Source organism: Micromonospora sp. WMMD754 (genome assembly GCF_049315235.1).
GTDB lineage: Bacteria > Actinomycetota > Actinomycetes > Mycobacteriales > Micromonosporaceae > Micromonospora > Micromonospora sediminicola.
Map to the genome: position 1 here is coordinate 2,683,103 of NZ_CP186058.1, position 24,618 is coordinate 2,707,720.

28 protein-coding genes are annotated in these 24,618 nt (G+C 73.5%); 12 read left to right on the forward strand and 16 right to left on the reverse strand.

All coding sequences use genetic code 11. From position 1 onward, the window contains the following. Positions 1 to 96 precede the first annotated feature (96 nt). Genes ACN27B_RS13145 through ACN27B_RS13155 form a run of 3 tightly spaced genes read right to left on the reverse strand, consistent with a single transcriptional unit; the run spans position 97 to position 3,140 of the window. Positions 97 to 1,242 (reverse strand): Mrp/NBP35 family ATP-binding protein, encoded by a 1,146-nt coding sequence (locus tag ACN27B_RS13145; protein ID WP_091582715.1) that lies wholly within the window; start codon positions 1,240 to 1,242, stop codon positions 97 to 99. Positions 1,243 to 1,252: 10 nt separating this feature from the next. Beyond that, entirely contained in the window at positions 1,253 to 1,867 is a 615-nt protein-coding gene (locus tag ACN27B_RS13150) for a DUF1003 domain-containing protein (RefSeq protein WP_091582711.1), read from the reverse strand. After that, positions 1,860 to 3,140 carry a magnesium transporter MgtE N-terminal domain-containing protein gene (locus tag ACN27B_RS13155; RefSeq protein WP_422745178.1) on the reverse strand — a complete coding sequence of 427 codons (1,281 nt, stop codon included), beginning with the start codon at positions 3,138 to 3,140 and terminating at the stop codon, positions 1,860 to 1,862. The genes ACN27B_RS13150 and ACN27B_RS13155 overlap by 8 nt, the downstream gene beginning before the upstream one ends. Before the next feature lie 33 nt (positions 3,141 to 3,173). Here ACN27B_RS13155 and ACN27B_RS13160 point away from each other — a divergent pair, with 33 nt between their 5' ends. Both ACN27B_RS13160 and ACN27B_RS13165 read left to right on the forward strand, forming a co-directional pair. Continuing rightward, positions 3,174 to 4,043 (forward strand): PhzF family phenazine biosynthesis protein, encoded by an 870-nt coding sequence (locus ACN27B_RS13160; RefSeq protein WP_422745180.1) that lies wholly within the window; start codon positions 3,174 to 3,176, stop codon positions 4,041 to 4,043. Positions 4,044 to 4,362: 319 nt separating this feature from the next. Continuing rightward, the gene (locus ACN27B_RS13165) at positions 4,363 to 4,896 is read left to right on the forward strand and encodes a hypothetical protein (protein WP_422745182.1); all 534 of its coding nucleotides are present in this window, start codon (positions 4,363 to 4,365) and stop codon (positions 4,894 to 4,896) included. An 8-nt stretch (positions 4,897 to 4,904) separates the two neighbouring features. Here the strand turns inward: ACN27B_RS13165 and ACN27B_RS13170 are convergent, their stop codons facing one another. Further along, entirely contained in the window at positions 4,905 to 5,861 is a 957-nt protein-coding gene (locus ACN27B_RS13170; RefSeq protein WP_099164788.1) for a DMT family transporter, read from the reverse strand. A gap of 66 nt (positions 5,862 to 5,927) precedes the next feature. Here ACN27B_RS13170 and ACN27B_RS13175 point away from each other — a divergent pair, with 66 nt between their 5' ends. Beyond that, entirely contained in the window at positions 5,928 to 6,623 is a 696-nt protein-coding gene (locus ACN27B_RS13175) for an HAD family hydrolase (RefSeq protein WP_091582694.1), read from the forward strand. A gap of 65 nt (positions 6,624 to 6,688) precedes the next feature. Then, positions 6,689 to 8,839 carry an APC family permease gene (locus tag ACN27B_RS13180; RefSeq protein WP_422745185.1) on the forward strand — a complete coding sequence of 717 codons (2,151 nt, stop codon included), beginning with the start codon at positions 6,689 to 6,691 and terminating at the stop codon, positions 8,837 to 8,839. Positions 8,840 to 8,843: 4 nt separating this feature from the next. Here the strand turns inward: ACN27B_RS13180 and ACN27B_RS13185 are convergent, their stop codons facing one another. The 3 genes from ACN27B_RS13185 to ACN27B_RS13195 form a co-directional block, all read right to left on the reverse strand. Next, positions 8,844 to 9,488, reverse strand: a complete 645-nt coding sequence (locus ACN27B_RS13185; protein ID WP_099162693.1) for a hypothetical protein — start codon at positions 9,486 to 9,488, stop codon at positions 8,844 to 8,846. Between the two features lie 83 nt (positions 9,489 to 9,571). Next, on the reverse strand, positions 9,572 to 9,859 hold the full coding sequence (locus ACN27B_RS13190) for a hypothetical protein (protein WP_099162692.1): 288 nt from the start codon (positions 9,857 to 9,859) through the stop codon (positions 9,572 to 9,574). Positions 9,860 to 9,955: 96 nt separating this feature from the next. Beyond that, positions 9,956 to 10,780: an SDR family NAD(P)-dependent oxidoreductase gene (locus ACN27B_RS13195; RefSeq protein WP_172967860.1), complete on the reverse strand. Its 825-nt coding sequence runs from the start codon at positions 10,778 to 10,780 to the stop codon at positions 9,956 to 9,958. A gap of 127 nt (positions 10,781 to 10,907) precedes the next feature. On the opposite strand from ACN27B_RS13195, the gene ACN27B_RS13200 reads away from it, so the two are divergent. Further along, positions 10,908 to 11,864, forward strand: a complete 957-nt coding sequence (locus ACN27B_RS13200) for an HpcH/HpaI aldolase/citrate lyase family protein (RefSeq protein WP_091582678.1) — start codon at positions 10,908 to 10,910, stop codon at positions 11,862 to 11,864. A 55-nt stretch (positions 11,865 to 11,919) separates the two neighbouring features. Here ACN27B_RS13200 and ACN27B_RS13205 read toward each other — a convergent pair whose 3' ends face one another. Then, on the reverse strand, positions 11,920 to 12,384 hold the full coding sequence (locus ACN27B_RS13205) for a DUF4190 domain-containing protein (protein WP_091582673.1): 465 nt from the start codon (positions 12,382 to 12,384) through the stop codon (positions 11,920 to 11,922). A 116-nt stretch (positions 12,385 to 12,500) separates the two neighbouring features. Between ACN27B_RS13205 and ACN27B_RS13210 the strand changes: the two genes are divergently transcribed. Beyond that, entirely contained in the window at positions 12,501 to 13,391 is an 891-nt protein-coding gene (locus ACN27B_RS13210) for an SDR family NAD(P)-dependent oxidoreductase (RefSeq protein ID WP_099162690.1), read from the forward strand. Positions 13,392 to 13,395: 4 nt separating this feature from the next. Here ACN27B_RS13210 and ACN27B_RS13215 read toward each other — a convergent pair whose 3' ends face one another. Continuing rightward, positions 13,396 to 13,803 (reverse strand): DUF4190 domain-containing protein, encoded by a 408-nt coding sequence (locus tag ACN27B_RS13215; protein WP_422745189.1) that lies wholly within the window; start codon positions 13,801 to 13,803, stop codon positions 13,396 to 13,398. Between the two features lie 174 nt (positions 13,804 to 13,977). On the opposite strand from ACN27B_RS13215, the gene ACN27B_RS13220 reads away from it, so the two are divergent. Continuing rightward, on the forward strand, positions 13,978 to 15,174 hold the full coding sequence (locus ACN27B_RS13220) for an acyl-CoA dehydrogenase family protein (protein ID WP_396820936.1): 1,197 nt from the start codon (positions 13,978 to 13,980) through the stop codon (positions 15,172 to 15,174). 45 nt (positions 15,175 to 15,219) lie between these two features. Here ACN27B_RS13220 and ACN27B_RS13225 read toward each other — a convergent pair whose 3' ends face one another. After that, positions 15,220 to 15,873 (reverse strand): PH domain-containing protein, encoded by a 654-nt coding sequence (locus tag ACN27B_RS13225; RefSeq protein WP_099162688.1) that lies wholly within the window; start codon positions 15,871 to 15,873, stop codon positions 15,220 to 15,222. Between the two features lie 88 nt (positions 15,874 to 15,961). Between ACN27B_RS13225 and ACN27B_RS13230 the strand changes: the two genes are divergently transcribed. Continuing rightward, entirely contained in the window at positions 15,962 to 16,570 is a 609-nt protein-coding gene (locus ACN27B_RS13230; RefSeq protein ID WP_099162687.1) for a TetR/AcrR family transcriptional regulator, read from the forward strand. A gap of 8 nt (positions 16,571 to 16,578) precedes the next feature. On the opposite strand, the gene ACN27B_RS13235 is transcribed toward ACN27B_RS13230, so the two are convergent. The 3 genes from ACN27B_RS13235 to ACN27B_RS13245 are packed head-to-tail and all read right to left on the reverse strand — an operon-like array spanning position 16,579 to position 19,911. After that, positions 16,579 to 17,310, reverse strand: coding sequence for a hypothetical protein (locus tag ACN27B_RS13235; protein WP_157779133.1), 732 nt, complete (start codon positions 17,308 to 17,310; stop codon positions 16,579 to 16,581). A gap of 43 nt (positions 17,311 to 17,353) precedes the next feature. After that, a complete protein-coding gene (locus tag ACN27B_RS13240; protein ID WP_099162685.1) occupies positions 17,354 to 17,758 on the reverse strand; it encodes a CoA-binding protein in 405 nt (134 codons plus the stop codon). Between the two features lie 26 nt (positions 17,759 to 17,784). Continuing rightward, entirely contained in the window at positions 17,785 to 19,911 is a 2,127-nt protein-coding gene (locus tag ACN27B_RS13245) for an intein-containing Rv2578c family radical SAM protein (RefSeq protein WP_422745192.1), read from the reverse strand. On the opposite strand from ACN27B_RS13245, the gene ACN27B_RS13250 reads away from it, so the two are divergent. Further along, positions 19,910 to 20,329 (forward strand): thiol-disulfide oxidoreductase DCC family protein, encoded by a 420-nt coding sequence (locus tag ACN27B_RS13250; protein WP_099162683.1) that lies wholly within the window; start codon positions 19,910 to 19,912, stop codon positions 20,327 to 20,329. The two genes, ACN27B_RS13245 and ACN27B_RS13250, sit on opposite strands and share 2 nt — an antisense overlap. Before the next feature lie 15 nt (positions 20,330 to 20,344). Here ACN27B_RS13250 and ACN27B_RS13255 read toward each other — a convergent pair whose 3' ends face one another. From ACN27B_RS13255 to trxA, 3 genes are all read right to left on the reverse strand, one after another. Beyond that, the gene (locus ACN27B_RS13255) at positions 20,345 to 21,304 is read right to left on the reverse strand and encodes an MFS transporter permease (protein WP_253865971.1); all 960 of its coding nucleotides are present in this window, start codon (positions 21,302 to 21,304) and stop codon (positions 20,345 to 20,347) included. After that, on the reverse strand, positions 21,301 to 21,738 hold the full coding sequence (locus tag ACN27B_RS13260; RefSeq protein ID WP_099162682.1) for a hypothetical protein: 438 nt from the start codon (positions 21,736 to 21,738) through the stop codon (positions 21,301 to 21,303). Before ACN27B_RS13260 ends, ACN27B_RS13255 begins: the two co-directional genes overlap by 4 nt. Before the next feature lie 142 nt (positions 21,739 to 21,880). After that, positions 21,881 to 22,243 (reverse strand): thioredoxin, encoded by a 363-nt coding sequence (trxA, locus tag ACN27B_RS13265; RefSeq protein ID WP_091582637.1) that lies wholly within the window; start codon positions 22,241 to 22,243, stop codon positions 21,881 to 21,883. Between the two features lie 546 nt (positions 22,244 to 22,789). Between trxA and ACN27B_RS13270 the strand changes: the two genes are divergently transcribed. The 3 genes from ACN27B_RS13270 to ACN27B_RS13280 all read left to right on the forward strand — a co-directional run bounded on the left by ACN27B_RS13270 (position 22,790) and on the right by ACN27B_RS13280 (position 24,549). Then, positions 22,790 to 23,305 carry a MaoC family dehydratase gene (locus ACN27B_RS13270; protein ID WP_098743791.1) on the forward strand — a complete coding sequence of 172 codons (516 nt, stop codon included), beginning with the start codon at positions 22,790 to 22,792 and terminating at the stop codon, positions 23,303 to 23,305. Between the two features lie 93 nt (positions 23,306 to 23,398). Then, positions 23,399 to 23,890, forward strand: a complete 492-nt coding sequence (locus ACN27B_RS13275) for a hypothetical protein (protein WP_099164786.1) — start codon at positions 23,399 to 23,401, stop codon at positions 23,888 to 23,890. Between the two features lie 35 nt (positions 23,891 to 23,925). Next, a complete protein-coding gene (locus ACN27B_RS13280) occupies positions 23,926 to 24,549 on the forward strand; it encodes a TrmH family RNA methyltransferase (protein WP_091582631.1) in 624 nt (207 codons plus the stop codon). The last annotated feature ends 69 nt before the right edge of the window (positions 24,550 to 24,618 follow it).

The window sequence follows — 24,618 nt, forward strand, 5'->3', positions numbered from 1 at the left end:
CGTCCCGGCGACCGGCACGGGCGGGGTCAGGGCGGACGTGAGCCGCCCCCTCCCGGCGGGCCGGAAGGGGGCGGTGGGGGAGCGGTGGATCGACGTCTAGCGGCCCGCCGGCTTCAGGCCGAGCGGCTTGCCGAGCAGTGACTCGCGGCGCACCGCGAGCCGGTCGGCCACCTGGAACAGGGCCTTCGCGGCGGGCGCGTCCGGCTGGGCCAGCACGATCGGCTGGCCGGCGTCGCCGCCCTCGCGGACCCGGGTGTCCATCGGGATCTGCCCCAGCACCGGCACCTGGGCGCCGATGGTCCGGGTCAGCGACTCGGCCACGGCCTCGCCGCCACCGGCCCCGAAGACCTCCATCCGGGAGCCGTCCGGCAGCTCCAGCCAGGACATGTTCTCGATCACGCCGACCACCCGCTGGTGGGTCTGCAGCGCGATGGCGCCGGCCCGCTCGGCCACCTCGGCGGCGGCCGCCTGCGGGGTGGTGACGACCAGGATCTCCGCGTTCGGGAGCAGTTGGGCCACCGAGATCGCGATGTCGCCGGTGCCCGGGGGCAGGTCGAGCAGGAGCACGTCCAGGTCGCCCCAGTAGACGTCGGCGAGGAACTGCTGCAGCGCCCGGTGCAGCATCGGGCCGCGCCAGACCACGGCCGCGTTGCCGGGGGTGAACATGCCGATCGAGATCACCTTCACGCCGTGCGACTGCGGCGGCATGATCATGTCTTCGACGCGGGTCGGCGCGCCGTCGGCGCCGAGCATCCGGGGCACCGAGTGGCCGTAGATGTCGGCGTCCACCACACCGACCGACAGGCCGCGGGCGGCCAGCGCGGCGGCCAGGTTGACCGTGACGCTGGACTTGCCGACGCCGCCCTTGCCGCTGGCGACCGCGTAGACTCGGGTCCGGGAACCGGGCTGGGCGAACGGGATCACCGGCTCGGCGGTGCCGCCGCCGCGCAGCTTGGACTGCAGCTCCTGGCGCTGCTCCGGACTCATCACACCGAAGATGATCTCGACGCCGCTGACGCCGGGCACCGCGCCGACGGCGGCGGTGATGTCGGTGCGCAGCTTGTCCTTCAGCGGGCAGCCGGCCACGGTGAGCAGCAGTTCCACCCGGACCACGCCGTCGTCGTCGCGCTCGGCGGAGCGGACCATGCCGAGTTCGGTGATCGGCCGACGGATCTCCGGGTCGTTGACGGTGGCCAGGGCGGCCTGGATCGCGTCGGAGACGGTGCTGACGGGTGCTGACATGCCCGCAATGTTACGTCGGGCTCTCCTGCCGGCCGTCGTGGGCGTAGTCACCGTCGAACTCGTCGCGGGGCTCGTCGAGCGGGTCGCCGCCGGCCCGGCGCCGGGTCTCCTGCCCCTGCTGTCGCCGTTCCAGCTTGCGTCGCCGCTCGGCCGCCTCGTCCAGCTCCTCGGCCAGCCGGGCCAGCTCGGAGCGGAGGAAGTCGCGGGTCGCCACGTCGCCCATCGCGATCCGCAGGGCCGCGATCTCCCGGGCCAGGTATTCCGTGTCCGCCTTCTGCATGGTCGCCCGGCGCCGGTCCTCGTCCAGCGCGATCCGGTCCCGGTCCGCCTGCCGGTTCTGCGCGAGCAGGATCAGCGGGGCCGCGTACGAGGCCTGGAGCGAGAGGATCAGGGTCAGGAACGTGAAGGTGTACGGGTCGAAGCGCAGGTCGGCCGGGGCGAGCGTGTTCCACAGGAACCAGGCGGCGAGGACCAGGGTCATGTAGACCAGGAAGTTCGCCGTGCCCATGCCCCGGGCGATCCCCTCGGCCCACCGGCCGAAGGAGTCCGCGTCGATCCGGGGCAGGTGCAGGCCCCGGGGGGCGCGCGGCTGGTCGAGCCGTTCGCCGCGTCGCTGCTCAGTCATCGTCCACGGTCCCGTCGTCGGTGGCGGACGGGGTGGGCGCCGCGTCCCGGTCCCGCCAGTCGCGCGGCAGGGAGTGGTCCAGCACGTCGTCCACGGTCACCGCGCCGACCAGCCGGTTGTTCCGGTCCACCACCGGCATCCCCACCATGTCGTAGGTGGCCATCCGGCGGGTGATCTCGGTCAGCGGGGTCGAGGTGCGGAGCGGGTCGATGTCGTTGACCACGATCCCGCCGAGCAGGTCGGCCGGGGGTTCGCGGAGCAACCGCTGGAAGTGCACCATACCCAGGTAGCGTCCGGTCGGCGTGGTCAACGGCGCCCGGGTCACGAAGACCTGCGCGGCCACCGCGGGTGAGAGCTGCACCTCGCGGATCCGGGCCAGCGCCTCGGCGACGGTGGCGTCCGGCGGCAGGATCACCGGCTCGGAGGTCATCACGCTGCCGGCGGTGCCGGAGGCGTAACGCAGCAGTTGGCGTACCGGGTCGGCCTCGTCCGGCTCCATCAGGTCGAGCAGCACGTCCTGCTCCGGCGGGGGCAGCTCGTTGAGCAGGTCGGCGGCGTCGTCCGGGTCCATCTCCTCCAGCACGTCGGCGGCCCGTTCCCGGTCCAGCGCGGCCAGGATCTCCACCTGGTCGTGCTCGGGCAGCTCGCTCAGCACGTCGGCCAGGCGCTCGTCGTCGAGCGCGGCGGCCACCTCGTTGCGCCGGGCGTCGGGCAGGTCCTGGAGGGCGTTGGCCAGGTCGGCCGGGCGCATGTCCTCCAGCACGGCGAGCAGGTTGGCCGTACCCCGGTTGTCGCCGACCGTGCCCAGGCCGCGGACCCGGTCCCACTCGACCTGGTGGAGGTGGCCGCGGCGGGTGAGCCGGCTGGTGTGCTCGCGGACGGCGACCCGGGTCAGGGCCCACTCGCCGCCCCGGCTGCACTCCATGGCCACGTCCACCACCGAACCGGCCGGACCGGAGTCGAGCTGGACCCGCCGGTCGAGCAGCTCCTGGAGGACCAGCAGCTCGTTCGGACGCTTCTCGAAGCGGCGCAGGTTGAGGGTGCCGCTGCCGAGCACGACGGCGTCCGGGTCGATGGAGGTGATCCGGTTGATGGAGAGGAAGATGCGTCGCCGCATCGGCATCTCGGCGACCAGCCCCACCACCTCCGGCGGTCGCTGGGTCGGACGCATCCGGGCCACGGCGTCGCGGATCCGGCCGACCTGGTCGCCGTTCGGGTCGAAGACGGCGACTCCGGCGAGTCGAGCGATGTAGACCCGGTTCGGCGTGCTCACGGGCACCAGCCTAAGGGCCTAGTGTCTACCAACATGTCGACCCTGTCCTACGAGATCGTGGACGTCTTCACCGACCGCCCGTTCGCCGGCAACCCGCTGGCCGTGGTGTTCGGCGCGGAATCGCTCGCCACCGAGCAGATGCAGGCGCTCGCGCAGGAGTTCAACCTGTCGGAGACGGTCTTCGTGCTGGCGCCCACCCAGGTCGGCGCGACCTACCGGGCCCGGATCTTCACCCCGGTCGACGAGCTGCCGTTCGCCGGGCACCCGAGCGTCGGCGCCGCGGTGACGGCGAGCCGGCGCGGCGTGTTCGGTGTGGGCAGGGTCACCCAGGAGTGCGGCGCCGGGGTGCTGCCGATCGAGGTGACCGCCACCGGCGCGACGCTGACCGGCGGCACCCCCACCCTCGGCCCGGAGCTGGACCCGGAGCCGTTGCTGGAGATCGTCGGGCTGACCGCGGCCGACCACGCCGGGCCGCCACCCCGGGTCGCCGGGTGCGGCCTGGAGTTCCCGTACCTCCCGGTGCGGTCGGACGCGGTGGCCCGGGCCAGGCTGGACCCGGCGGCGGCGGAGCGGTACGGCGTGGAGCACGTCAGCCTCTTCTCCTGGGACGCCGACGCGCAAACCGCGCACGCCCGGGTCTTCGTGCCCGGCCTCGGCGTCCCGGAGGACCCGGCGACCGGTTCGGCCGCCCTGGGCCTGGGCGTCTGGCTGGTCGCCAGCGGCCTGCTGCCCGGGGAGGGGCGCTCGGCCTACGCGGTACGCCAGGGCGTCGAGATCAACCGCCCGTCCTCGCTGGCCTGCACGGTGACCGCGGCCGGCGGGACGGCGGTGGGCGCGACGGTGTCCGGCCAGGTCGTGCCGGTGGCCCGCGGCGAGATCGCCGTCCCGCCCTTCGTCGGCTGAGCCGTCCCGCCCTTCGTGTGCTGCTGAACCGTTCCGGTGAGGTGACGGCCGGACGCGGCCGGGGTGGTCCGCCTTTCGGACGCCTTTCGAGCTGAGTCGATGGTGTTATCAGGGCCCGTCGTGGGTGTTATCAGGGCCCGTCGTGCGGTGGTCGCGGCCGGGCGGCCGGCGCGCCGGGCCCGTGCTCCGGGTCCGCTTCCGGCTGAGTCGTTTCTGATATCAGCTCGAAAGGCGACGAGCGCCGCCCCATCGGGCCCGGCCGGAGGCGCCGGAGCCGGGCGGGGCCGCCGGCTTCGGGCTGTGCGCGCCGGGGCACGGGATGCGGGAGGATGGCGGGGTGAGCGACGAGGTGGACGAGCGGGTGAGCCCGCCACTGGTGGACGAGGCGGTGAAGAAGGCCGCCGTCTGCTGGGTGAGCGTTGCCGGAGGCCCGGCGTACGCGCTCTGGTGCCTGCCGCTGGACGGCGCGCTGCTGGTGGTGACCGGTCCCGGCGAGCAGGCCGCGCCCGGGCTGGCCGACGCCGACACGGCCGACGTCACGCTGCGCGGCGACCACGGCGGGCGGATCGTCAGCTGGCCGGCCCGGGTGACCCGGCTGCGGCCGGGCACCGAGGAGTGGGACACCGCCGCCCCGCTGGTCGCGGCGAAGCGGCTCAACGCGTCCGGGTCGGCCGCCGAGCTGGTGGCCCGGTGGGCGGCCGAGGGTTGTGCGCTCAACCGGCTGACGCCGGCCGGCACGGCGGTGACCGGAGCCGACCTGCCGGCCGACTCGTTGGCCGAGCAGCCCCGCCCGGCCCCGGCGGTCCGGGCCGTCCGCAAGCCGTTCCGCCTGCACCGGGTCCGCCGCCGCTGATCGTCCGCTCAGTCCTTCAGGGGCGCGGCGTCGGCCGGCACCGGGACCGGCTCGACCCGGCGACCGGCGCGCGCCCCGCCGAGCACGACCACGGCCACGCCGGCCAGCAGCAGCGCCAGTCCGGGCAACGCGAGCGGTCGGGGCAGCTGGCCCAGCCAGACCCAGCCGATCAGCGCCGCGCCGGGTGCCTCCAGCAGGATGAGCACGCTGACCGTGGTCGCGGAGACCCGGTGCAGGGCGTAGTTGAACATCGAGTGCCCGAGCAGTTGGGCGCCGGCCACCAGGCCGATGATCGCCAGCCACGTCCCGCCGTTCCAGCCGTGCAGGCGGACCCCGCCGAGCAGGCAGACCACCAGCAGGATCACCGCGCAGACGCCGTAGCAGATCGTGGTGTAGGTGGTGGTGCTGATGCTGGCCCGGGCGCGCTCGCCAAAGGCGGTGTAGACGGCCGCGAACATGCCCCCGACCACGGCCAGCAGGTCACCGCCGAAGGCCCGGCCGGAGACGGCGAAGTCGGCGCCGGTGGCGAGCGCCGCGCCGAGCACCGCCACCCCGATGCCGGCCCAGACCGCGACCGGGAGCCGCCGCCCCTGCCAGCGGGCGATCAACCCCTGCCACACCGGCTGGGTCGCGCCGAGCGCGGTCGCGGCCGCCACCGTGGTGAGCTGCGCGCTCGGCATCCAGGTGGCGAAGTGCGCGGCCAGCGCCACCCCGGAGAGGACGCAGTAGAACCCCTCCCGCCGGCCCGGCCCGACGGTGAGGGAGCGGAGTTCGGCCCGCCGTCGGGCCAGCGCCACCGGGCCGAGCACCGCGACCGACAACGTGTTGCGCCAGAACGCGATGGCCAGGGCCGGGGCGGCGGCGAACGCCACCAGCGGCGCGGAGGAGGAGACGGCGGCGACGGCCAGGGCGAGCGCGCCGAGGGTCGGCGCGCCCAGCGGCGGGCGGTGCGGAGCGGTGGGCACGGAGAGCAATCCTCACATGGACACCCGACACCACGGAACGTCAGCGCTCCGTTACGATCACGCATCATGCTCAGGTTCCGCGCGGTGCTGTTCGACTTCTTCGGCACCCTGACCCACAGCGTCCAGCGCGGAGCCGCCCACGGCACCATCGCGGAGCTGCTCGGCTGCTCCACCGAGGCGCTGGTCGAGGTGCTCGACGGCAGCTTCTACGAGCGGGCCAGCGGGTTCTTCGGCGACGCCGAGTCGACCATGCGGTGGGTCTGCGCGCAGGTCGGCGTACGTCCCTCCGACGCGGCCGTGCGCGCCGCCGTCGCCTCCCGCCACCGGGCCGTACGGGCCGACACCCGGCTGCGCCCGGAGGCGGTGCCGGTGCTGGCCACGCTGCGCCGCCGGGGCGTACGCACCGGGCTGGTCAGCGACTGCACCCACGAGCTGCCGGCGTTCCTGCCCCAGCTCGCGGTCGCCCCGCTGCTCGACGCCCAGGTGTTCTCGGTCCAGGTGGGCCGCTGTAAGCCGGACGCGGCGCTCTACCTCGCCGCCTGTCACCGGCTCGGCCGCGCCCCGGCCGACTGCCTCTACGTGGGCGACGGCGGCAGCCAGGAACTCACCGGCGCGGAGCGGGTGGGGCTGCGCGCGTTCCGGCTGGCCGCGCCGGACCTCGCCGGACACATGGTCTTCAACGCCGACGACGGCTGGGACGGGCCGGAGCTGGCCTGCCTCACCGACGTGCTCGACCTGCTCGAACCGGTCGCCGTCGGCTGATTCCGGTCGGCCGAACTGTGGCCGTTCCGGCCACCGGCCGGGCCGCCGTGCACGACAGTGCGGGGGTGGGGGCGGACCGGCACGACGCGGCGGAGCAGGGCACCGTCGTCACGCCCTCGGCCGAGTTCCCGCCGTTGGACGACGCGGAACGGGCCGCGCTGGGCCGGATCGGCGCCCGCTGGCACGGCCCGCGCCGGGCCGACGACCTGCCCGTGGACCCGACGCCGGGCCGGCGCGCGGGCCGCCCGGCGCCCACCCGGTTCGGCCGGCTCACCCCGATCGACATGTTCACCGTGGCGCAGCCGGACGAACTGGTCGCCACCGGCGCGGCGCACCTGCCCGGCAACCGGTTCGGTCGGGCGGTCACCCGGATCCGCCGCACCCTGGTCGGCCCGCCGCTGGCCAGCTCCTCGGTGCTCTACGAGCGGATGCGCAAGCTGGTCGCGCTGCCGGTGCTCTCCTCGGACCTGCTCAGCTCCGTCGCGTACGGGCCGGAGGCCATGCTCGTCGTGCTGGTCCTGGCCGGCAGCGCCGCGCTCGGCCTCGCCCTGCCGCTGGCCGCGCTGCTCGTCGTGCTGATGGTCGCGGTCGGGCTCTCCTACCGGCAGACCATCCCGGCCTACCCGCACGGCGCCGGGTCGTACATCGTGGCCGGGGACAACCTCGGGCGTACCCCGGGGCTGGCCGCCGCGGCCGGGCTGATGCTCGACTACGTGCTGACCGTGTCCGTGTCGGTGGCCGCCGGGGTGCACGCGGTCACCTCGGCGCTGCCCGGCCTCACCCCGTGGACCGTGCCGCTCGGGGTCCTGGTGATCGGCGTCCTGCTCGCCGGCAACCTGCGTGGCGTGCGCACCGCCGGCAACATCTTCGTGCTGCCCACGTACGCCTTCGTGGTGGTGGTCCTCGCGGTGCTGGCGGTCGGCTACGCGAAGGCCGCGGCGCGCGGCTTCGCGCCGGTGCCGCCGCCGGCGGTGCCCGCCACGGAAGGGCTGGGCCTGCTGCTGGTACTGCGCGCGTTCTCCTCCGGGGCGGTGTCGATGACCGGCATCGAGGCGGTCTCCAACGCGGTGCCCGCGTTCCGCCCGACCGAGTGGCGCAACGCCCGCACGACGCTGGGCTGGATGGTCGCCATGCTGGTCACGCTCTTCGCCGGTCTGGTCGGGCTGATCCACCTCGACGGCCTGGTGCCGCGCGCGGACGAGACGCTGCTGTCCCAGCTCGGCCGGGTCACCTTCCCCAGCGGGCCCGGGTACGCGATCCTCCAGGTCACCACCGGGCTGATCCTGCTGCTGGCGGCGAACACCGCGTTCAACGACTTCCCCCGGCTGCTCTTCTTCATGGCCCGGGACGGCCACGCGCCGCGCCGGTTCCTGCACATGGGTGACCGGCTGGCGTTCAGCAACGGCCTGGTGGCGCTCGCCCTCGCCGCCGCGGGCGTCTTCGTCGCCTTCGGCGGGCACACCGAGCGGCTGATCCCGCTCTACGCGGTCGGCGTCTTCCTCGCCTTCACGCTGTCGCAGACCGGGATGGTGGTGCACTGGCGCCGCCGGCCGGGCCCGGGGCGGCGTCGCCGGCTCGCGGTCAACGCGGTCGGCGCGACGCTGTCCGGGCTGGTGCTGGTGACCGCCGCGGTCGCCAAGTTCACCGAGGGCGCCTGGGTGGTGGTGGTCGCGGTGCCGCTGCTGGTGCTGCTCTTCCGGCGGATCCACCGGCACTACGCCACGCTGCACCGGGCCCTCGCGCTGCACCCGCCCCCGCCGGGTCCGTCCGGCCCCGCCGGGTCCGCCGAGGGTGAGGAACTGCCCCAGCAGGTACGCCACCTGGTGATCGTGCCGGTGGCCCGACTGAACCGGGCCTCGCTGCGGGCCCTGGCCTACGCGACCTCACTCGGTCGGCCGACGCTGGCCGTGCACATCGCGCCGGAGGAGGCCGAGGCGGACCGGTTCCGCGAGCAGTGGCGGGCCTGGGGCGACCACCTGCGGCTGGAGACCATCGTGTCGCCGTACCGGTCGGTGATCGGGCCGCTCGCGCACTATCTGGAGGCGTTGCACAGCAGCCGGCCGGAGCTGACGCTGACCGTCATCGTGCCGGAGGTGGTGCTGCGGCGACGCCGGCACCGGCTCCTGCACAGTCGGGCCGAGCAGCGGTTGCGGGCGGCGCTGCGGGCCCTGCCCGGCGTCGTGGTCACCAGCGTCCCGGTACACGTGTCGCACTGACGTTTCAGAGGTACCCGGCGAAGTGGTCGGTGACCAACGCGGCGATCGCCGCGGCGTCCCGGCTGCCGTCCACCTCGACCACGCGGATCCCGAGCGCGTGCGCGGCGGCGACCGCGTCGGCGGCGACCAGCTCGTCGCGGGCGATCCGGTTGCGCCGGGCCCGTTCCGGGTCGCTCACCCCGGGGTGCCGGGCGGTCGCCCGGGGCAGCCGTTCCACCTGGTACGCGCGGAACTCCGGAGTCGGCACCAGCACCACCATCTGCCGGGTCGACCCGACCACCGGCGCGACCAGTTCCGGACGCAGCCCCCAGCCCTCGGCGATCACCCGGCCTCCGCTGACCAGGGCGCTCAGGTCGTCCAGCACCCACGCGAAGCGGCGCGGGAACCCGGCGAGGGTCTCGTCCGCCATCCGCCGTGGGTCGGTCGCCACCCACGTCGCCTCCGGGTCGGGCCCGTCCGGCGGTTCTCCTCGGCGGACCCGGTCGGCGATCCGCCGGTCGTCGTGTCCCCGCGCGTCGTGCCGGTCGTAGAGGTAGGCGGTCAGCCCGTGCCGCAGCGCCAACGTGACGGCGAGCGTGGTCTTGCCGGCCCACTGCCCGCCGCCGATCCAGAGGGCACGGCGGGCGGTGGCCAGGGGATCGAAGTCCATGCCCCGACCCTGCGCCCCACCAGCGCCAAGATCAAGTCTTGTTCTCGGCGTCGGAGCGTGATGAAGTGAGGGGGAGGGGCAGGTCAGACGTCGTGGACCTCCAGCACCCGGGTGGTGGGGGCGGCGTCGCCCAGTTCGGCCCGCAGCGCGGCGCGCTCCGGGTCGGCGAGGAACGCGTCCAGCCCGGCGCGGGCGGTGAAGCGGATGACGTGCACCTCGGTCTGCCCGTCCCCGGTGCGCAACCGCCGTTCCAGCCGGCCGTCGTGCCGGTCGAGCAGCGCCAGCACGGCGTCCTCGTAGCGTCGCCCGGCCGGCGCGTCGGCGCTCAGGTCGACCAGCGCGACCAGCAGGACCTCGTTCCCCGTCGTCATGGGCCGAGTCTGGCAGCGCGGGCGACCCGCGGCGACCCCCGCCGGCGACGTGCCGGGCGGCGACGCCTCGGGCGGCGATCCGGTGGGCGGATCCCCTCAGGCGTCGATGCCGACCGCCTTCGCGCTGGCCGTCCAGAGTCGCGCCGCCAGCGCCGGGTCGGCCGCCTTCGGCCGGGGCCGGTGCGGCTTGCGGTCGGCGTAGTAGCCGCCGTCCATCAGCCGGGACGGGTCCTGGCGGGCGAGCCAGACCAGCGTCTCCGCGCCCTTCTCCGGGCTGCGGAAAGGCAGCAGGCGCATGCCGAGCGCCACCAGGCGGCTCTCGTTGCCGAAGCGGGTGCGCACCACGCCGGGGTGGAACGCGTACGCCGGCAGCTCCGGCCAGCGCCGCGCGGCCTCGGCGGTGAACAGGATGTTCGCCTGCTTGCTGGTGCCGTAGGCGCGGAACGGCCGGTAGTGGCGCAGCGACGCGTTCAGGTCGTCGGGGTCGAGCACGCCGCTGCGGTGCGCGTCGGAGGCGGTCACCACCATCCGGCGGACCCGGTCGGCGAGCAGGTTGCTGAGCAGGAACGGGGCCAGGTGGTTGGCCTGCATGCTCAGCTCGAAGCCGTCGACGGTGGTGATCGGTTCGAGGGCGATCGCGCCGGCGTTGTTGGCCAGCACGTCGATCCGGTCGTAGTGCTCGCGCAGCCGCTCGGCGAGCCCGCGTACGTCGTCGAGCACGGCGAAGTCGGCCCGGAACAGCTCCGGCTGCTCGCCGCAGGACTCGCGGACGCGCTCCCCGGCGGCGCGCAGCCGGGCCGGGTCGCGGCCGACCAGCACCACCTGGTCGCCCCGGCGGGCCAGCTCGACGGCGGCGGCCAACCCGATGCCCGAACTGGCCCCGGTCAGCACCACGATCCGACGCTCAGTGAGATCTTCCACAGGTCCATTCACCCCGGTCACGGCACGAGGTTACCGTGGCGTCACCACGCCCTTTGGGATCGTTAAGTTCTCGACATCCACCGCCCGCGTCGGCCCCGTACGGCCGGACGCTGGAAGGAGCGCATCCATGGCCGTTGTCGGTCGCCCCCGCCGGTCCTGCCTCGCGGTACCCGGCTCCAGCGTCAAGATGCTGGGCAAGGCCCAGGGTCTCCCCGCCGACCAGGTCTTCCTCGACCTGGAGGACGCGGTCGCCCCGCTGGCCAAGCCGGACGCGCGCAAGAACATCGTGGCCGCGCTGAACGACGGCGACTGGACCGGCAAGACCCGGGTGGTCCGGGTGAACGACCTGACCACGCCGTGGACCTACCGGGACGTCATCGAGGTGGTCGAGGGCGCCGGGGCGAACCTGGACTGCATCATGCTGCCGAAGGTGCAGAACGCGGAGCAGGTGCACTGGCTGGACCTGCTGCTCACCCAGATCGAGAAGACGCTCGGTCTGGAGGTGGGCCGGATCGGCATCGAGGCGCAGATCGAGAACGCCGCCGGTCTGGTCAACGTGGACGCCATCGCGGCCGCCTCACCCCGGGTGGAGACCATCATCTTCGGTCCGGCCGACTTCATGGCCTCGATCAACATGAAGTCGCTGGTGGTCGGCGCGCTGATCCCGGACTACCCGGGCGATCCCTACCACTACATCCTGATGCGCATCCTGATGGCCGCGCGGATGCACGACAAGCAGGCCATCGACGGCCCGTTCCTGCAGATCCGGGACGTGGACGCGTTCCGCGAGGTGGCGAAGCGCTCGGCCGCGCTGGGCTTCGACGGCAAGTGGGTACTGCACCCCGGCCAGATCGACGCGGCCAACGAGGTCTACTCGCCGGCGCAGGCCGACTACGACCACGCCGAGCTGATCCTCGACGCCTACGACTTCTACACCTCGGAGGCGGGCGGGAAGCTCGGCGCGGTGATGCTCGGCGACGAGATGATCGACGAGGCGTCCCGCAAGATGGCGCTGGTGGTCGCCGCCAAGGGCCGGGCCGCGGGCATGACCCGTACCTCGTCGTTCACCCCGCCCACCGAGTGACCGCACGCCGCTGACGTCGCCGGGCCGCCCCCTCGCCGGGGGCGGCCCGCGCGCGTCAGTAGCTGCTGGAGCTGTCCGAGTTGACCGCGATCACGATCATCACGATGTAGAAGACGATCAGGGCGACCAGCAGGGCGGTGAGGATCCAGCCCACGATGATGGCCGCCTTGGCCATGCCCTCGCCCTGCTCGCCGGTCTCCCGGATCTGCTTGCGGGCGACATGGCCCATGATCGCGCCGATCGGCGCGGTGATGCAGGAGGTGAAGCCGACCAGCGAGAGCACCAGCGCCACGATGGCCAGGGAGTTCGTCTTGCTGGTCGGCGGCGCGTAACCCGGGTAGGCGCCCGGCGGCGGGTATGCCCCGGGCGGCGGGTAGCCGCCGGGCACCGCGTACGGGTCTCCGGCGGGCTGCGGGTAGGGCGACTTCGCGACCGCGTACGGGTCGACCGGCGCGTACGGATCGACCGGCGGGCTCGACTGCGGGTCCTGCCAACCACCGGGGGGTGGGGGATAGCTCATCTGATCATCTCCAGGTACGTGGTCCGGGTCAGGGTAGCCACCCGGGCGCAACACGGAGGACCCCCTTTCCGGGTGCCGCGTTGCCCGGAAGGTCCACAGCGGGCAGGATCCTCGGCATGGCACTTGACGCGCGTGGTGGTCGGTCGCGACGGGACATGAGCCGGCCGGGGTCGGTGCGCCGCCCGCGCGGCGGCGAGCCGACGGGCGCCGCCGACCAGGAACGGTCCGAGCCGCTCCCGGAGCCGGCCACCATGCGCCTGGACGGCCGGGTCGCCCTGGTCACCGGCGCGGGCAGCGCCGACGGCATCGGGTACGCGACCGCGCGCCGGCTGGCTGACCTGGGCGCCCGGGTGGCGATCGTGTCGACCACCCGCCGGATCCACGACCGCGCCGGCGAGCTGGGCGTCACCGGCTTCGTCGCCGACCTCACCGACGAGTCCGAGGTGGGCGCGCTCGCCGACGCGGTGGCCGAGCAGCTCGGCGACGTCGAGGTGCTGGTCAACAACGCCGGCCTGGCGAGCCGGGCCAGCCCGGAGGTGCTGCGGCCGGTGGCCCAGCTGACCTACGACGAGTGGCGCGGCGAGATCGACCGCAACCTGACCACCGCGTTCCTGTGCAGTCGCGCGTTCATCGTGGGCATGGCCGAGCGGGGGTGGGGGCGGATCGTCAACCTGGCCGCCACGGCCGGGCCGGTCAACGCGCTGCCCACCGAGGCGGGCTACGCGGCGGCGAAGGCCGGCGTGGTCGGGCTGACCCGGGCGCTGGCGATGGAGATGATCGCCGACGGGGTGACCGTCAACGCGGTGGCGCCCGGCATCATCCACACCGCGGCGTCCACCCTGGCCGAGATCAAGCAGGGGCACGGCACGCCGGTGGGGCGCCCTGGCACACCGGACGAGGTGGCCGCCGCCATCGCCTTCCTCTGCTCACCGGCCGCGTCGTACATCACCGGGCAGATGCTGGTGGTCGACGGCGGCAACAGCGTGCGCGAGGCGCAGTTCCGCTGAGCGGTCAGTAGCCGGTGCCGTTGTCGGAGTTGGCCCAGATGGCCAGCCCGATCCAGCCGCAGCAGGCGATCACACCGAGCGCGGTGAAGACGTAGCTGAGGATCAGGCCCCAGGTGGCGAGCTGGTCGCCCTCCTCGCCGGTCTGCCGGATCTGTCGCTTGGCCAGGTGGCCGCAGACGATGCCGGCCGGCGCGAAGACGAACGCGAAGACCAGGGACAGGATGGCGAGCACGTTCGGGCCGCCGCGGGGGCGTGGTCCCGGGCCGGACGGGCCGTACTGACCGTAGGGCGGCTGCGGGGCGTACGGCGGCTGCTGTCCCCACTGCGGGTGCTGCTGCCCGTACTGCGGCTGCCCGTAGGGCTGGCCGTGGCCCGGCGGCTCGTACGGCGACGGTGGTTGCTCGTCGGTCACGTACGCCCCCCGGATCGCAGGTCAACGGCCCTCTCTCTTGCGGACGCTACCCGCAGCGGTGAACCTTTTCACAGCGGTTGTGTGGACTGGTCACCTTGGCGCGGCCGGTCCCGGGGCCGATACTGACCGAGCGTTCAGTTACCCATGAGTAATGCGCCGACCCCGGAGGCTGAGATGGCCCGACTCGCCCAGACGCCCGGCCTGACCGACGTGCAGCGGTCGATCCTGGAAACCGTCCGGGAGTTCGCCGACAAGGAGATCATTCCGCACGCCCAGCGGCTGGAGCACGCCGACGAGTACCCCGCCGACATCCTCGACGGGATGCGCGAGATGGGGCTGTTCGGCCTCACCATCGACGAGGAGTACGGCGGCCTGGGCGAGTCCCTGCTGACCTACGCCCTGGTGGTCGAGGAGCTGTCCCGGGGCTGGATGTCGATCTCCGGCATCGTCAACACCCACTTCATCGTGGCGTACCTGATCTCGCAGCACGGCTCGGCCGACCAGAAGGCCCGGCTGCTGCCCCGGATGGCGACCGGCGAGGTGCGCGGCGCGTTCTCCATGTCGGAGCCCGAGTGCGGCTCGGACGTGTCGGCGATCAAGTCGAAGGCGGTCCGCGACGGCGACTCCTACGTCCTGAACGGCCAGAAGATGTGGCTGACCAACGGGGCGTACTCCTCGGTGGTGGCCACCCTGGTCAAGACCGACACCGGGGCCGACTCGGTCTACGGCAACATGAGCACCTTCCTGCTGGAGAAGGAGCCCGGCTTCGGCGAGACCGCGCCCGGCCTGACCATTCCCGGCAAGATCGACAAGATGGGCTACAAGGGCGTCGAGACCACCGAGATGGTGCTCGACGGCGTCACCGTCCCGGCCTCCGCCGTGCTCGGCGGTGCGGAGAAGGTCGGCCGCGGCTTCTACCAGATGATGGACGGCATCGAGGTGGGCCGGGTCAACGTCGCCGCCCGCGCCTGCGGCATCTCGATCCGCGCGTTCGAGCTGGCCGTGGCCTACGCCCAGCAGCGCAAGACGTTCGGCCAGCCGCTCGCCCGGCACCAGGCGATCGCGTTCAAGCTCGCCGAGATGGGCACCAAGATCGAGGCCGCGCACTCCCTCATGGTCAACGCGGCCCGACTCAAGGACGCCGGTCAGCGCAACGACGTCGAGGCGGGCATGGCCAAGCTGCTCGCCTCGGAATACTGCGCCGAGGTGGTCCAGGAGGCGTTCCGCATCCACGGCGGCTACGGCTACTCCAAGGAGTACGAGATCGAGCGCCTGATGCGCGAGGCGCCGTTCCTGCTGATCGGCGAGGGCACCTCGGAGATCCAGAAGACGATCATCTCCCGCGGCCTGCTCAAGGAGTACAAGCTGTAAGGAAGGGCCCCTTCTTAACGTCTCCGGTAGAGCAGGGGCCCCCTCTTAACGCGTCGGCCGGCGCGTGACGTGGTCGGTGGCAGGCAGGTGCCGGCGGGCGTGTTCGACCAGCGCGCCCGGGTCGTCGGCGTACAGCCGGATCTCCCGCACCGGCGCGCTCGGTCCCTTCGGCAGCGGCACCGACAGCGGCTCGCGCAGCACCACGTCGATCGCGGTCTGGCTGCCGACGCCGAGGTTGAGCACCGCCGGGTCGTCCGCGTCGTACTGGACGGCCCGGCTGGACGGCAGCGAGCGGCGACGGAACGACACCTCGGCGACGGCGGTCCACGGGATCGTGACGTCGATCGAGACGCCGTTGCGCACCCGCAGGCCGGCGTCGTCGACGACGTGCGGGTGGATCCGGAGGCTGGCCAGCAGCCCGACCATCCACAGCACGCCCCAGACGCCGAGCCCGATCGCCGCGTGCCGCACCGTCGGCTGGTCGACGGTGTGCCGCAGGATCACGTCGAGGACCGGGATCTCGATCGTGGACAGGACGATGAAGGCCAGCAGGATCGCCTGCACCCCGCCGACGTAGGCGTAGGTCTCCGCGCCCGGCGCCACCGGGTACGGCCGACGCAGGATCCACCGGGTGAGGCTGCGCCACATGCCCCACTCGTACGCCACCACGCGCCGCGCCAGCCGGAACGCCCGCCCCATCACCGCACCCCCTCGTTTTCAATGCAGTCGTAATGTAAAACGTCCTCGGCGGCGTGTCAATGCACTCGTATTGTGAAACCATGGGGGCATGCCGAAGCGGGTCGACCACCGGGAGCGTCGCGCGCTGATCGCCGACGCGTTGATGCGGGTCGCGGCCGAGCAGGGGCTGGAGGCGGTCAGCCTGCGCCACGTCGCCGCCGCGGCCGAGGTCAGCCCCGGGATGGTGCAGCACTACTTCCGTACCCGGGACGAGATGATGGTCTTCGCGCTCGCCGTGGTGCGCGAGCGCAACGAGGCCCGGATCCGCCGGGCGGTCGAGCCGCTCGGCGCGACGCCGGCACCCCGCACGCTGCTGCGGACCATGCTGGCCGAGCTGCTGCCCCTCGACGAGGAACGGCGCGCGGACGGCCGGGTGGCCCTGGCCTTCCTCGCGTACACCGCCGTCCGGCCGGCCGTGGCCGCCGCGCTGCACGACGAGACGGCCGCGCTGCTGGCGTTCGTGTCCGGGCAGATCGCCGCCGGGTCACCGCTCGTGGCGGACGGCCGGCTGGACCCGGAACGGGCCGCGGTCGGGCTGCTCGCCGTGATGGAAGGGCTCGGCATCTACGTGCTCGGCGGCCACTATCCCCCGGAGACCGCGCTGGCCGCGCTCGACGCCCAGCTCGACCTGCTCTTCGGCCCCGACCCGGCCCGGTGACCCGACCCTCACCCGACCCCGGGTCGGGCGGCCGGCTCGGGCGGTATGACCGGCAGCCCTACCGACAGCGTCCCCGGGGCCGCCCGGAACTGCTCGATCGCGGTCAGGAGTCGTTCGTCCGACACGGTGACCTCGCGTCCACCGACGACCGGCCGGGGAAGCCGCTCGGGGAGCAGATGCAGCGCCACGCCGCCGTCCGGCTCGTCCCCAGCGAGCTCGGCCGCCCGGACCGTCACCCAGGGATACCACGCCCCGCCGTCCCTGATCCCGCTCGCCGTCAGCGCGAGCGGGCCGGTGAACCGGGCTTCGCGGTGGACGGCCAGGCCCAGGCCGAGAGCCACCGCCGCCACCCCGAACCGGTACCACCGGTCGGGCAGGAGCGAGACCGTCCCGACCCCGAACAGCGTCCAGAAGACGAGACCCGCCGCCAGCCCCAGCAGGCCTGCCACGGACCGGCGGGCCACCAGCCCGGCCTCTGTCGCACGTCGCCCCACCACCCGGGTACGCCAGACCAACCGCCCGGTCCGCCGGGGTCGCCAGTGCCGCTGCGCCAGGTGCACCCCGCCCGCCACCCACGCCACGTCGCGGATCCGGTCCAGGCCGGCGGGGCCAAGCGCCAGCAGGCCACGGGTGGCCGCCGCGGCCACCGCCGTTCCCGCCAGGAGCGCGAGCAACCGGCGCGTCCAGAGTCCGTCGCGGCCGGCCGTCGCCGGCCCCGTGGCCGGTTGGGAAAGGGACACACCCGGAGGGTACGTGGCAGCCGCCAGCGCGCGACCCTGCCGATCAGCGGCGGGAGAGGCCCGCGGCGGCCCGCTCGATGATGAGGCACCTGTCCTCGACGTAGTCGATGCCGGCCTCCTCGGCGATCCGCCGCGCCTCGGCGGAGACGATCCCGAGCTGCAACCAGACCGCCGGCGCGCCGATCGCCACCGCCTGCCGCACCACCTCGACCGCGTCCCGCGCCGGCCGGAACACGTCCACCAGGTCGACCGGATGCGGGATGTCGGCCAGCGTCGGGTAGGCCTTCTCGCCGAACAGCTCGTCCACCGTCGGGTTGACCGGGATGATCCGCCAGCCGTGCCGCCGCATCTCCAGCGGTACGCGGTGCGCGGCCTTGCCCGGGTCGCGGGAGGCCCCGACGACGGCGATCACGGCGGAGTCGGCGAGGAGCTGCTGGGCGGAACGCATCCGCCGAGACTAACCCGCCGGACCGGTCACAGCAGCGAGAGCTGCTCGGCGGCCGGGGCCGGCGGCGGCGTCTCCGGCAGCCGGCGGTTGTCGCCGGTCTCGCCCCGGTGCAGCCCGTGCCGGCGGGCCGCCATCCGCACCCGCGCGGTCACCTCCCGCTGGTAGGCCTGCGGCGCGTAGGCCCCGGCCTGGTAGAGCTGGCGGTAGCGGGGCACCAGGTGCGGGAACTCCCGGGCCAGCCAGCGCGCGTACCACTCTCGCGCGCCCGGGCGTAGGTGCAGCGCCAGCGGAGTCACGCCGGACGCGCCGGAGGCGGCGATCGCGGCCACGGTCGCGTCGATCGACTCCTCGTCGTCGCTGAGACCGGGCAGGATCGGCGCCATCAGCACCCCGACCGCGAAGCCGGCGTCGGTCAGCCGGCGGACGGCGTCCAGCCGCCGGCGCGGGCTGGGCGTGCCCGGCTCGGCTACCCGCCAGAGTGCCTCGTCGACGAAGCCCACCGAGTAGGACAACCCGATCCGGGTCACCTCGGCGGCCTGGCGCAACAGCGGCAGATCGCGCAGCAGCAGTGTGCCCTTGGTGAGGATGGAGAACGGGTTGGCGAAGTCGCGCAGCGCCTCCAGGATCGGCGGCATCAGGTGGTAGCGCCCCTCGGCCCGTTGGTAGCAGTCCACGTTGGTGCCCATGGCGACGTGCGCGCCGCGCCAGCGTGGGGCGGACAGCTCCCGGCGGACCAGCTCGCCCGCGTTGACCTTGACGACCACCTTGCGGTCGAAGTCCGCCCCGGCGTCGAGGTCGAGGTAGGTGTGCGTGTTGCGGGCGAAGCAGTTGTGGCTGACCACCCCGTTGGCGATGAAGTCGCCGGTGCCGGTGGTGATGTCCCACAGCGGCAGCTCCAGGCCGAGATCCTCGACCGCTGTCACCTGGAGCCGGGCCGCGCACTTGAGCGCCGTGCCCTCGATCGAGCGTTTCCGGGTGACGGCCGGGTCGGTCAGGTGGAAGAAGCGCAGCCGCTCGGGCAGGCCGCCGGTCAGCCGGAGCTGGCACGACCCGGTGCGGTTGCCCGGCTCGTCCCGCACCCACCGGAAGGCGAACCGGTCAAGGGCCTCGGCCGCGTGGCGGCAGCTCCGGTCGTCGGCCACGCCGATCCGGAACACGCCCCGGCGGCAGCTTCCCGCCGCGTCGAACAGGCCGGCCAGGAAACCCAGCCGCCAGTCGTCGGTCGGCTCGTCCGGCGGCCGGACCAGGTCGGCGACGGCCCCGACCAGGGCCGAGCCGGTCGTCCGCATCGCCGTCGCCGACCGGCGACCGGCCCGGCCGCTCGTCTGCTCGACGTCGACCCCGGCGTCGGCGAGGAACCGCTCCGCCCGCTCCAGCGCCTCGGTCGCGGAGGTGGCCAACCGGAACCGGGTGCCGGGCCGGTCGGCGCCGCGCACCAGCGCGTGCAGGTAGCCCCGGCGGTAGTCGGTCGAGCGCTTCGGCGCGACGGCGAACCGCCCGGTGCCGAGCAGGCGGTTGCGGGTGGTCAGGTAGGGGCGTCGCGCCCCGCCGCGCATGCTGCCGGTGACGTGCTTCCAGCCGCGTTCGGTCAGGAACCGGTGGTCGCCGCTGGCCACCAGCGTCGTGCCGTCGGCCAGCGTGACCCGGTGGGCCCGCTTCACCGTCGACCACTTGTCGAGCACCGTGGTGACGACGTAGTGGCGGTAGGCGCCCCGCCGCTCGGTGCCGTAGATCCGGTCGCCGGGCTCCAGCTCGCTGATCGCCCGGGTGCGACCGTCCGCCATCAGGATCGGCGTGTCACCGGACAGGCAGTAGGTGCACGCGTGGGAGCAGCCCCGGTAGGGGTTGATCGTCCACTCGAACGGCACGCGGGACTGGCCGGGCACCCGGTTGATGATCGACTTTGCCTGCACCTCGTAGAAGGTCATGCCGGCGAAGTCGGGGGTGTCGAACGTGCGGGCGACCGCGTGGGGCAGCGCCAGCGGCAGGGGTGGAGCCGCCGGCGCTGCCCGGTCAGGAGCCCCCTCGTCCGGGGGAGCGGAGAGGTTGTCCCAGCGCATGGACCTCATTCGAACACGTGTACGAACAATGCGCAAGTGACGCGCCGGACACCGGCCGCCGCCGCGCCCGGGGCGGGTGCAGGATGGAGGCATGGAGACGTCGACCTTCGTCTACGACGGCGACTGCGCGTTCTGCACCAGCTGCGCGCAGTTCATCGAGCGCCGGATTCCCACCGGGGCCCGCGTGGTGCCGTGGCAGTTCGCCGACCTGTCGGCGCTGGGTCTGACGGAGGCCGAGTGCGAGGAGGCGGTCCAGTGGGTGGGCGCCGACGGCTCCCGCGCCGCCGGGCCGGACGCCATCGCCCGGCTGCTCGGCGACAGCGGGCCGATCTGGCGGGTCGCCGGGGCCGGGCTGCGCTTCGCGCCGGTACGCGCCGCCGCCTGGCCGGCGTACCGCTGGGTGGCCCGCAACCGCCACCGGATGCCCGGCGGGACGGCCGCGTGCGCGCTGCCCCAGGAGGCCCGGGAGCGGTTGTACGGCCCGTCCGGCCGCCCCGACCCGACCTCCTGACCTGTCGGCCGCCCGTCAGCCGGGGGAAGTGGAACCGGCGGTCGGGTCCGGTGCGGCCGTCCGGGCCGCCGAGGCGGACGCGGCCGGAGCCGGATCGGCCGACGGCGCGGCGCGAGGGCTGTCGGCGACGGCGGGAGCGGCCGGGCCGTCGCGGCGGCGGAGCAGGCGCCGGGCCAGGAGCACCGGGCGGACCTTCTCCAGCGGCAGGAAGCTGGTCATCGCCACCAGGTGCGGCGCGAACGAGATGGTGATCGTCGCGATCGTCACCAGGTGGAACGAGTAGAAGAAGCCGACGACGGCCGTCCGCCACCGGGCGGGCACCACGAACACCAGCGGGCTGAGCAGCTCGAACGCCAGGATGCCGAACTGCGCCACGATCAGCAGGTGCGGGACCTGCGCGATCAGGTCGGCGAGATCGGTGCCGCGGCGGATGATCGCCCGGGCCAGCACGGAACCGGTGGCCCAGTCCAGGCCGCCGAAGCGGAACTTGGCCCAGGCGGCGAGGAAGTAGGTGCAGATGACCGCGATCTGGGTGACGCGCAGCGCCCATCCGCCCGCCTCGGTGCGGGTCGGGTCCCCGTGGCGGGCCCGGCCGGCGGTGGGCAGCACGGCCAGCGCCACGAGGAGCCCGAACCGGTCGTGGTCGACCTTGCCGTAGCTCATCGCCACGATCATCCACTCGAAGTAGAGCGCGAAGACCGTCCAGCCGAGCAGCCGTGGCGCGTGGCCGGTGGCGGCCAGCAGCGCGGCGACCAGCAGCACCCAGAAGACCACACCGACCAGGGCGGGGGTGGGCGTGGGCAGCGGGAGCAGCCGGCCCACGAGCAGCGGCTGGTAGAGGTCGCCCGGGACGTCGACGCGGGTGCGTACCCAGGGGGTGAACACGACCAGGTCGGCGGCGACGAAGAGGTAGACGAGGGTGCGGAAGGCGGCCACCCGGCCGCGCGGCACCGCCTCGGTGAGCCAGCCGGTCATCCGGTCTCCCACCGCACGGCGGTGCGGTCGGTCCACTCGCCGGTCGGGCGCCCGCCCTGAATGTCGTACCAGCGGATCACGATCCGCACCTCGACCAGCGCCGGGGCGTCGGGGTGGCGTTCGGCGTACGCCTCGGCGACGGTGCGCAGCAGACTCGGGTCGGTCGCGTACCGGTCCTGCTGGCCCTCGATCTCGGCCCGGCGGATGCCGGTGGCCTCCTGGCCGAGGGACACGACCGCCCCGGTGCGGTCGACACCCTCCACCCGGGTGTCCGGCGCCGGCGCGTTCGGCGGGTCCGAGGTGGAGTACATCCGGAACGGTCCGAACGGGAAGTCGTCGTCGGTGCCGTGCACCGTGCCGAGAAGGAGCAGCACCGCCCCGAGCAGGGTGGCGCCCAACCGGACGGCGCGCCCGCGGGTGGTCAAGGTCTCCATCGGGTCGTGACGATACGGGAGGGAAGCGCCCGAATCCGTCCCTCAATCGGCCAATTCTCACTGCCCGTCCCGCCCGGCACCGGGCACGGGGAACGCCGCCGGCCGGGCCCCGTCACGGGACCCGGCCGGCGGCGGGACGTGCTCAGTGCTTGTGCTCGGCCAGCTTCTTGCGGACGTCGTCCATGTCCAGCTGCTGCACCTGCTCGATCAGGTTCTCCAACGCCGACTCGGGCAGGGCGCCCGGCTGGGCGAAGACGATCACGCCGTCCCGGATCGCCATCACGGTCGGGATGGAGCTGATGTTGAACTTGGCGCCCAACTCCTGCTGCGCCTCGGTGTCGACCTTGCCGAAGACGATCTCCGGGTGCTTCTCCGAGGAGCGCTCGTAGACGGGGGCGAAGCGCTTGCACGGGCCGCACCAGTCCGCCCAGAAGTCGAGCAGGACGATGCCGTCGCGCCCGGTCACCTCGTCGAAGTTGGCCGTGGTCAGCTCAACCGTTGCCATTGCTCTCTCCGATCACCGCGGATTGCTGTACGTCCGGTGGAACCAGGGTCGATCCATGGGAATTCCCGTGACCTGCGCGACGAAACGCTGCGCAGCCCGACGGTGACCCAGAGCACATCGAGGTTCATCTGTACCTGCGGCCGTGCGGAACGCAAGTGCAGGCCGCATTTGCGTGACGGGACGTGATGGGAGCGTTTCCAAGGAGATCGCGCTCAGTTTCGGCTACGAATCGGTAACTTGCGCGCTGACGAGCGGGGATCGGGCCTGCGGAGATCGCTTCCCGGGGGGTCGATGGTGACGGTGAGTAGTGTTACGAAAAGATAAATGTGACGTCCGTCTCTGTCGTCACCGTACCGCCGTACGGCAGAATCTCTCACATCAGAGCGTGGGCGGCGGGTGCCGGGGAGGGCCCCGCCGCTCATTGCGTCTCCACCCAGGTGGTGCCCGGTGTGACTTTTCCGCCGGGGGAGCGCCCCCGTCCTCGCCTTAACAAGCGGTAAGGCATGCTGTGCCGAACTCCATCGCCGCCCGTCGAAGGGGACAAGGATGCAGTTCGGCCGCTACTACGAGGAGTTCGAGGTCGGCGCGGTCTACCGGCACTGGCCGGGCAAGACGGTCACCGAGTACGACGACCACCTCTTCTGCCTGCTCACCATGAACCACCACCCGCTCCACATGGACGCCCACTACGCGGAGTCCGCCTCCCAGTTCAAGCGCAACGTGGTGGTCGGCAACTACATCTACTCGTTGCTGCTCGGCATGTCGGTGCCCGACGTCAGCGGCAAGGCGATCGCCAACCTGGAGATCGAGTCGTTGCGGCACGTCGCACCGACCTTCCACGGCGACACGATCTACGGCGAGACCACCGTGCTGGACAAGCGGGAGTCGGCCTCGAAGCCCGACCGCGGCGTGGTCGCGGTGGAGACCCGCGGCTACAACCAGGACGGCACGATGGTCTGCGTGTTCCGCCGCAAGGTCATGGTCCCGAAGAAGGAGTACGCGGCCGCCGCCGTCCCGGACGGCGTCGACCCGGAGCGTCCGAGCTTCCCCGAGCCGCGCTGACCCGCGCACCCCGGCCGGCAGGGCCCCGTACCCGTTCCGCGGGGACGGGGCCCTGACCCTCTTCCGGGGCATATGCTCTGGCTGGAGGTCCCCATGAGCCACTCCGTCGCCGGAGAGCCGCCCTCTGCCGGTCGCCGTGCCGCACCGCTCACCACCGCCGCCTACTCCGCCGCGGAGTGGGACCTGCTCACCGACCTGCCGGGTCGAGTCCTCGTCGCCGCCGCCTCGCCCGGTCCCGGGCGTCCGCCCCGCGGCGTCGCCGCCGGACTGACCGGCCTGGACGCGGTGGCCGCCGGCCGGGCCTTCGACAGCGATCTGGTCCGGGCCGTGGTCACCGCCATCTACGCCCGCCACGACGGGGCCGCCGTCCGGGACGAGCGCCTCACCGACCTGGTCGACCTGCTCGCCGCCGCCCGGGCCGCGGTGCGGGTGCTGCGCCGCCGCGCCGATCCGGCGGACTCGGCCGCCTACCGGCAGTGGGTGGAGTCGGTGGCGGCCCGGGTGTGCCGGTCCGGCGACCTCCCGCCGAGTCCCGCCGACCGCCGGTTCCTGGACCGGCTGGGCGGCGCGCTCGACCTGCGCTGACCGCCGGCGCCGGCGGGCCGTACCCTCTGCAGACCGTGACCGACGACCAGCTCGACGTGGGTGTGGGGCCCTGGCCCGGTGACCCGCCGGACGACCCGCGCTACGACCCGGAGCTGCTCGCGGCCGGCGACCGACGCAACGTGGTCGACCGCTACCGCTACTGGCGGCGGGAGGCCGTGGTGGCCGACCTGGACCGGCGGCGGCACGACTTCCACGTGGCGATCGAGAACTGGCAGCACGACTTCAACATCGGCACCGTGGTCCGCAACGCCAACGCCTTCCTCGCCGCCGAGGTGCACATCGTCGGGCGGCGCCGGTGGAACCGCCGGGGCGCCATGGTGACCGACCGCTACCAGCACGTCCGGCACCACCCGACGATCGAGGAGTTCGTCGCCTGGGCGGCCGGGGAGCGGCTGCCGGTGGTCGGGATCGACAACCTGCCCGGCTCCCGGCCGCTGGAGACCAGCGTCCTGCCGCGCCGCTGCGTGCTGCTCTTCGGCCAGGAGGGCCCGGGGCTGTCCCCGGTGGCCCGGACGGCCTGCGACACGCTGTTCTCGATCGCCCAGTACGGCTCCACCCGTTCCGTCAACGCGGGCGTGGCCAGCGGCATCGCCATGCACGCCTGGATCCGGTCGCACGCGGGTCCGCCGCCGGACTGACGCGTGGCGGTTCCGCCGTCGGGCGGAAATCCCACGCCGGTCGGCCCGCCCCGCTTGACGCCTCGCCGG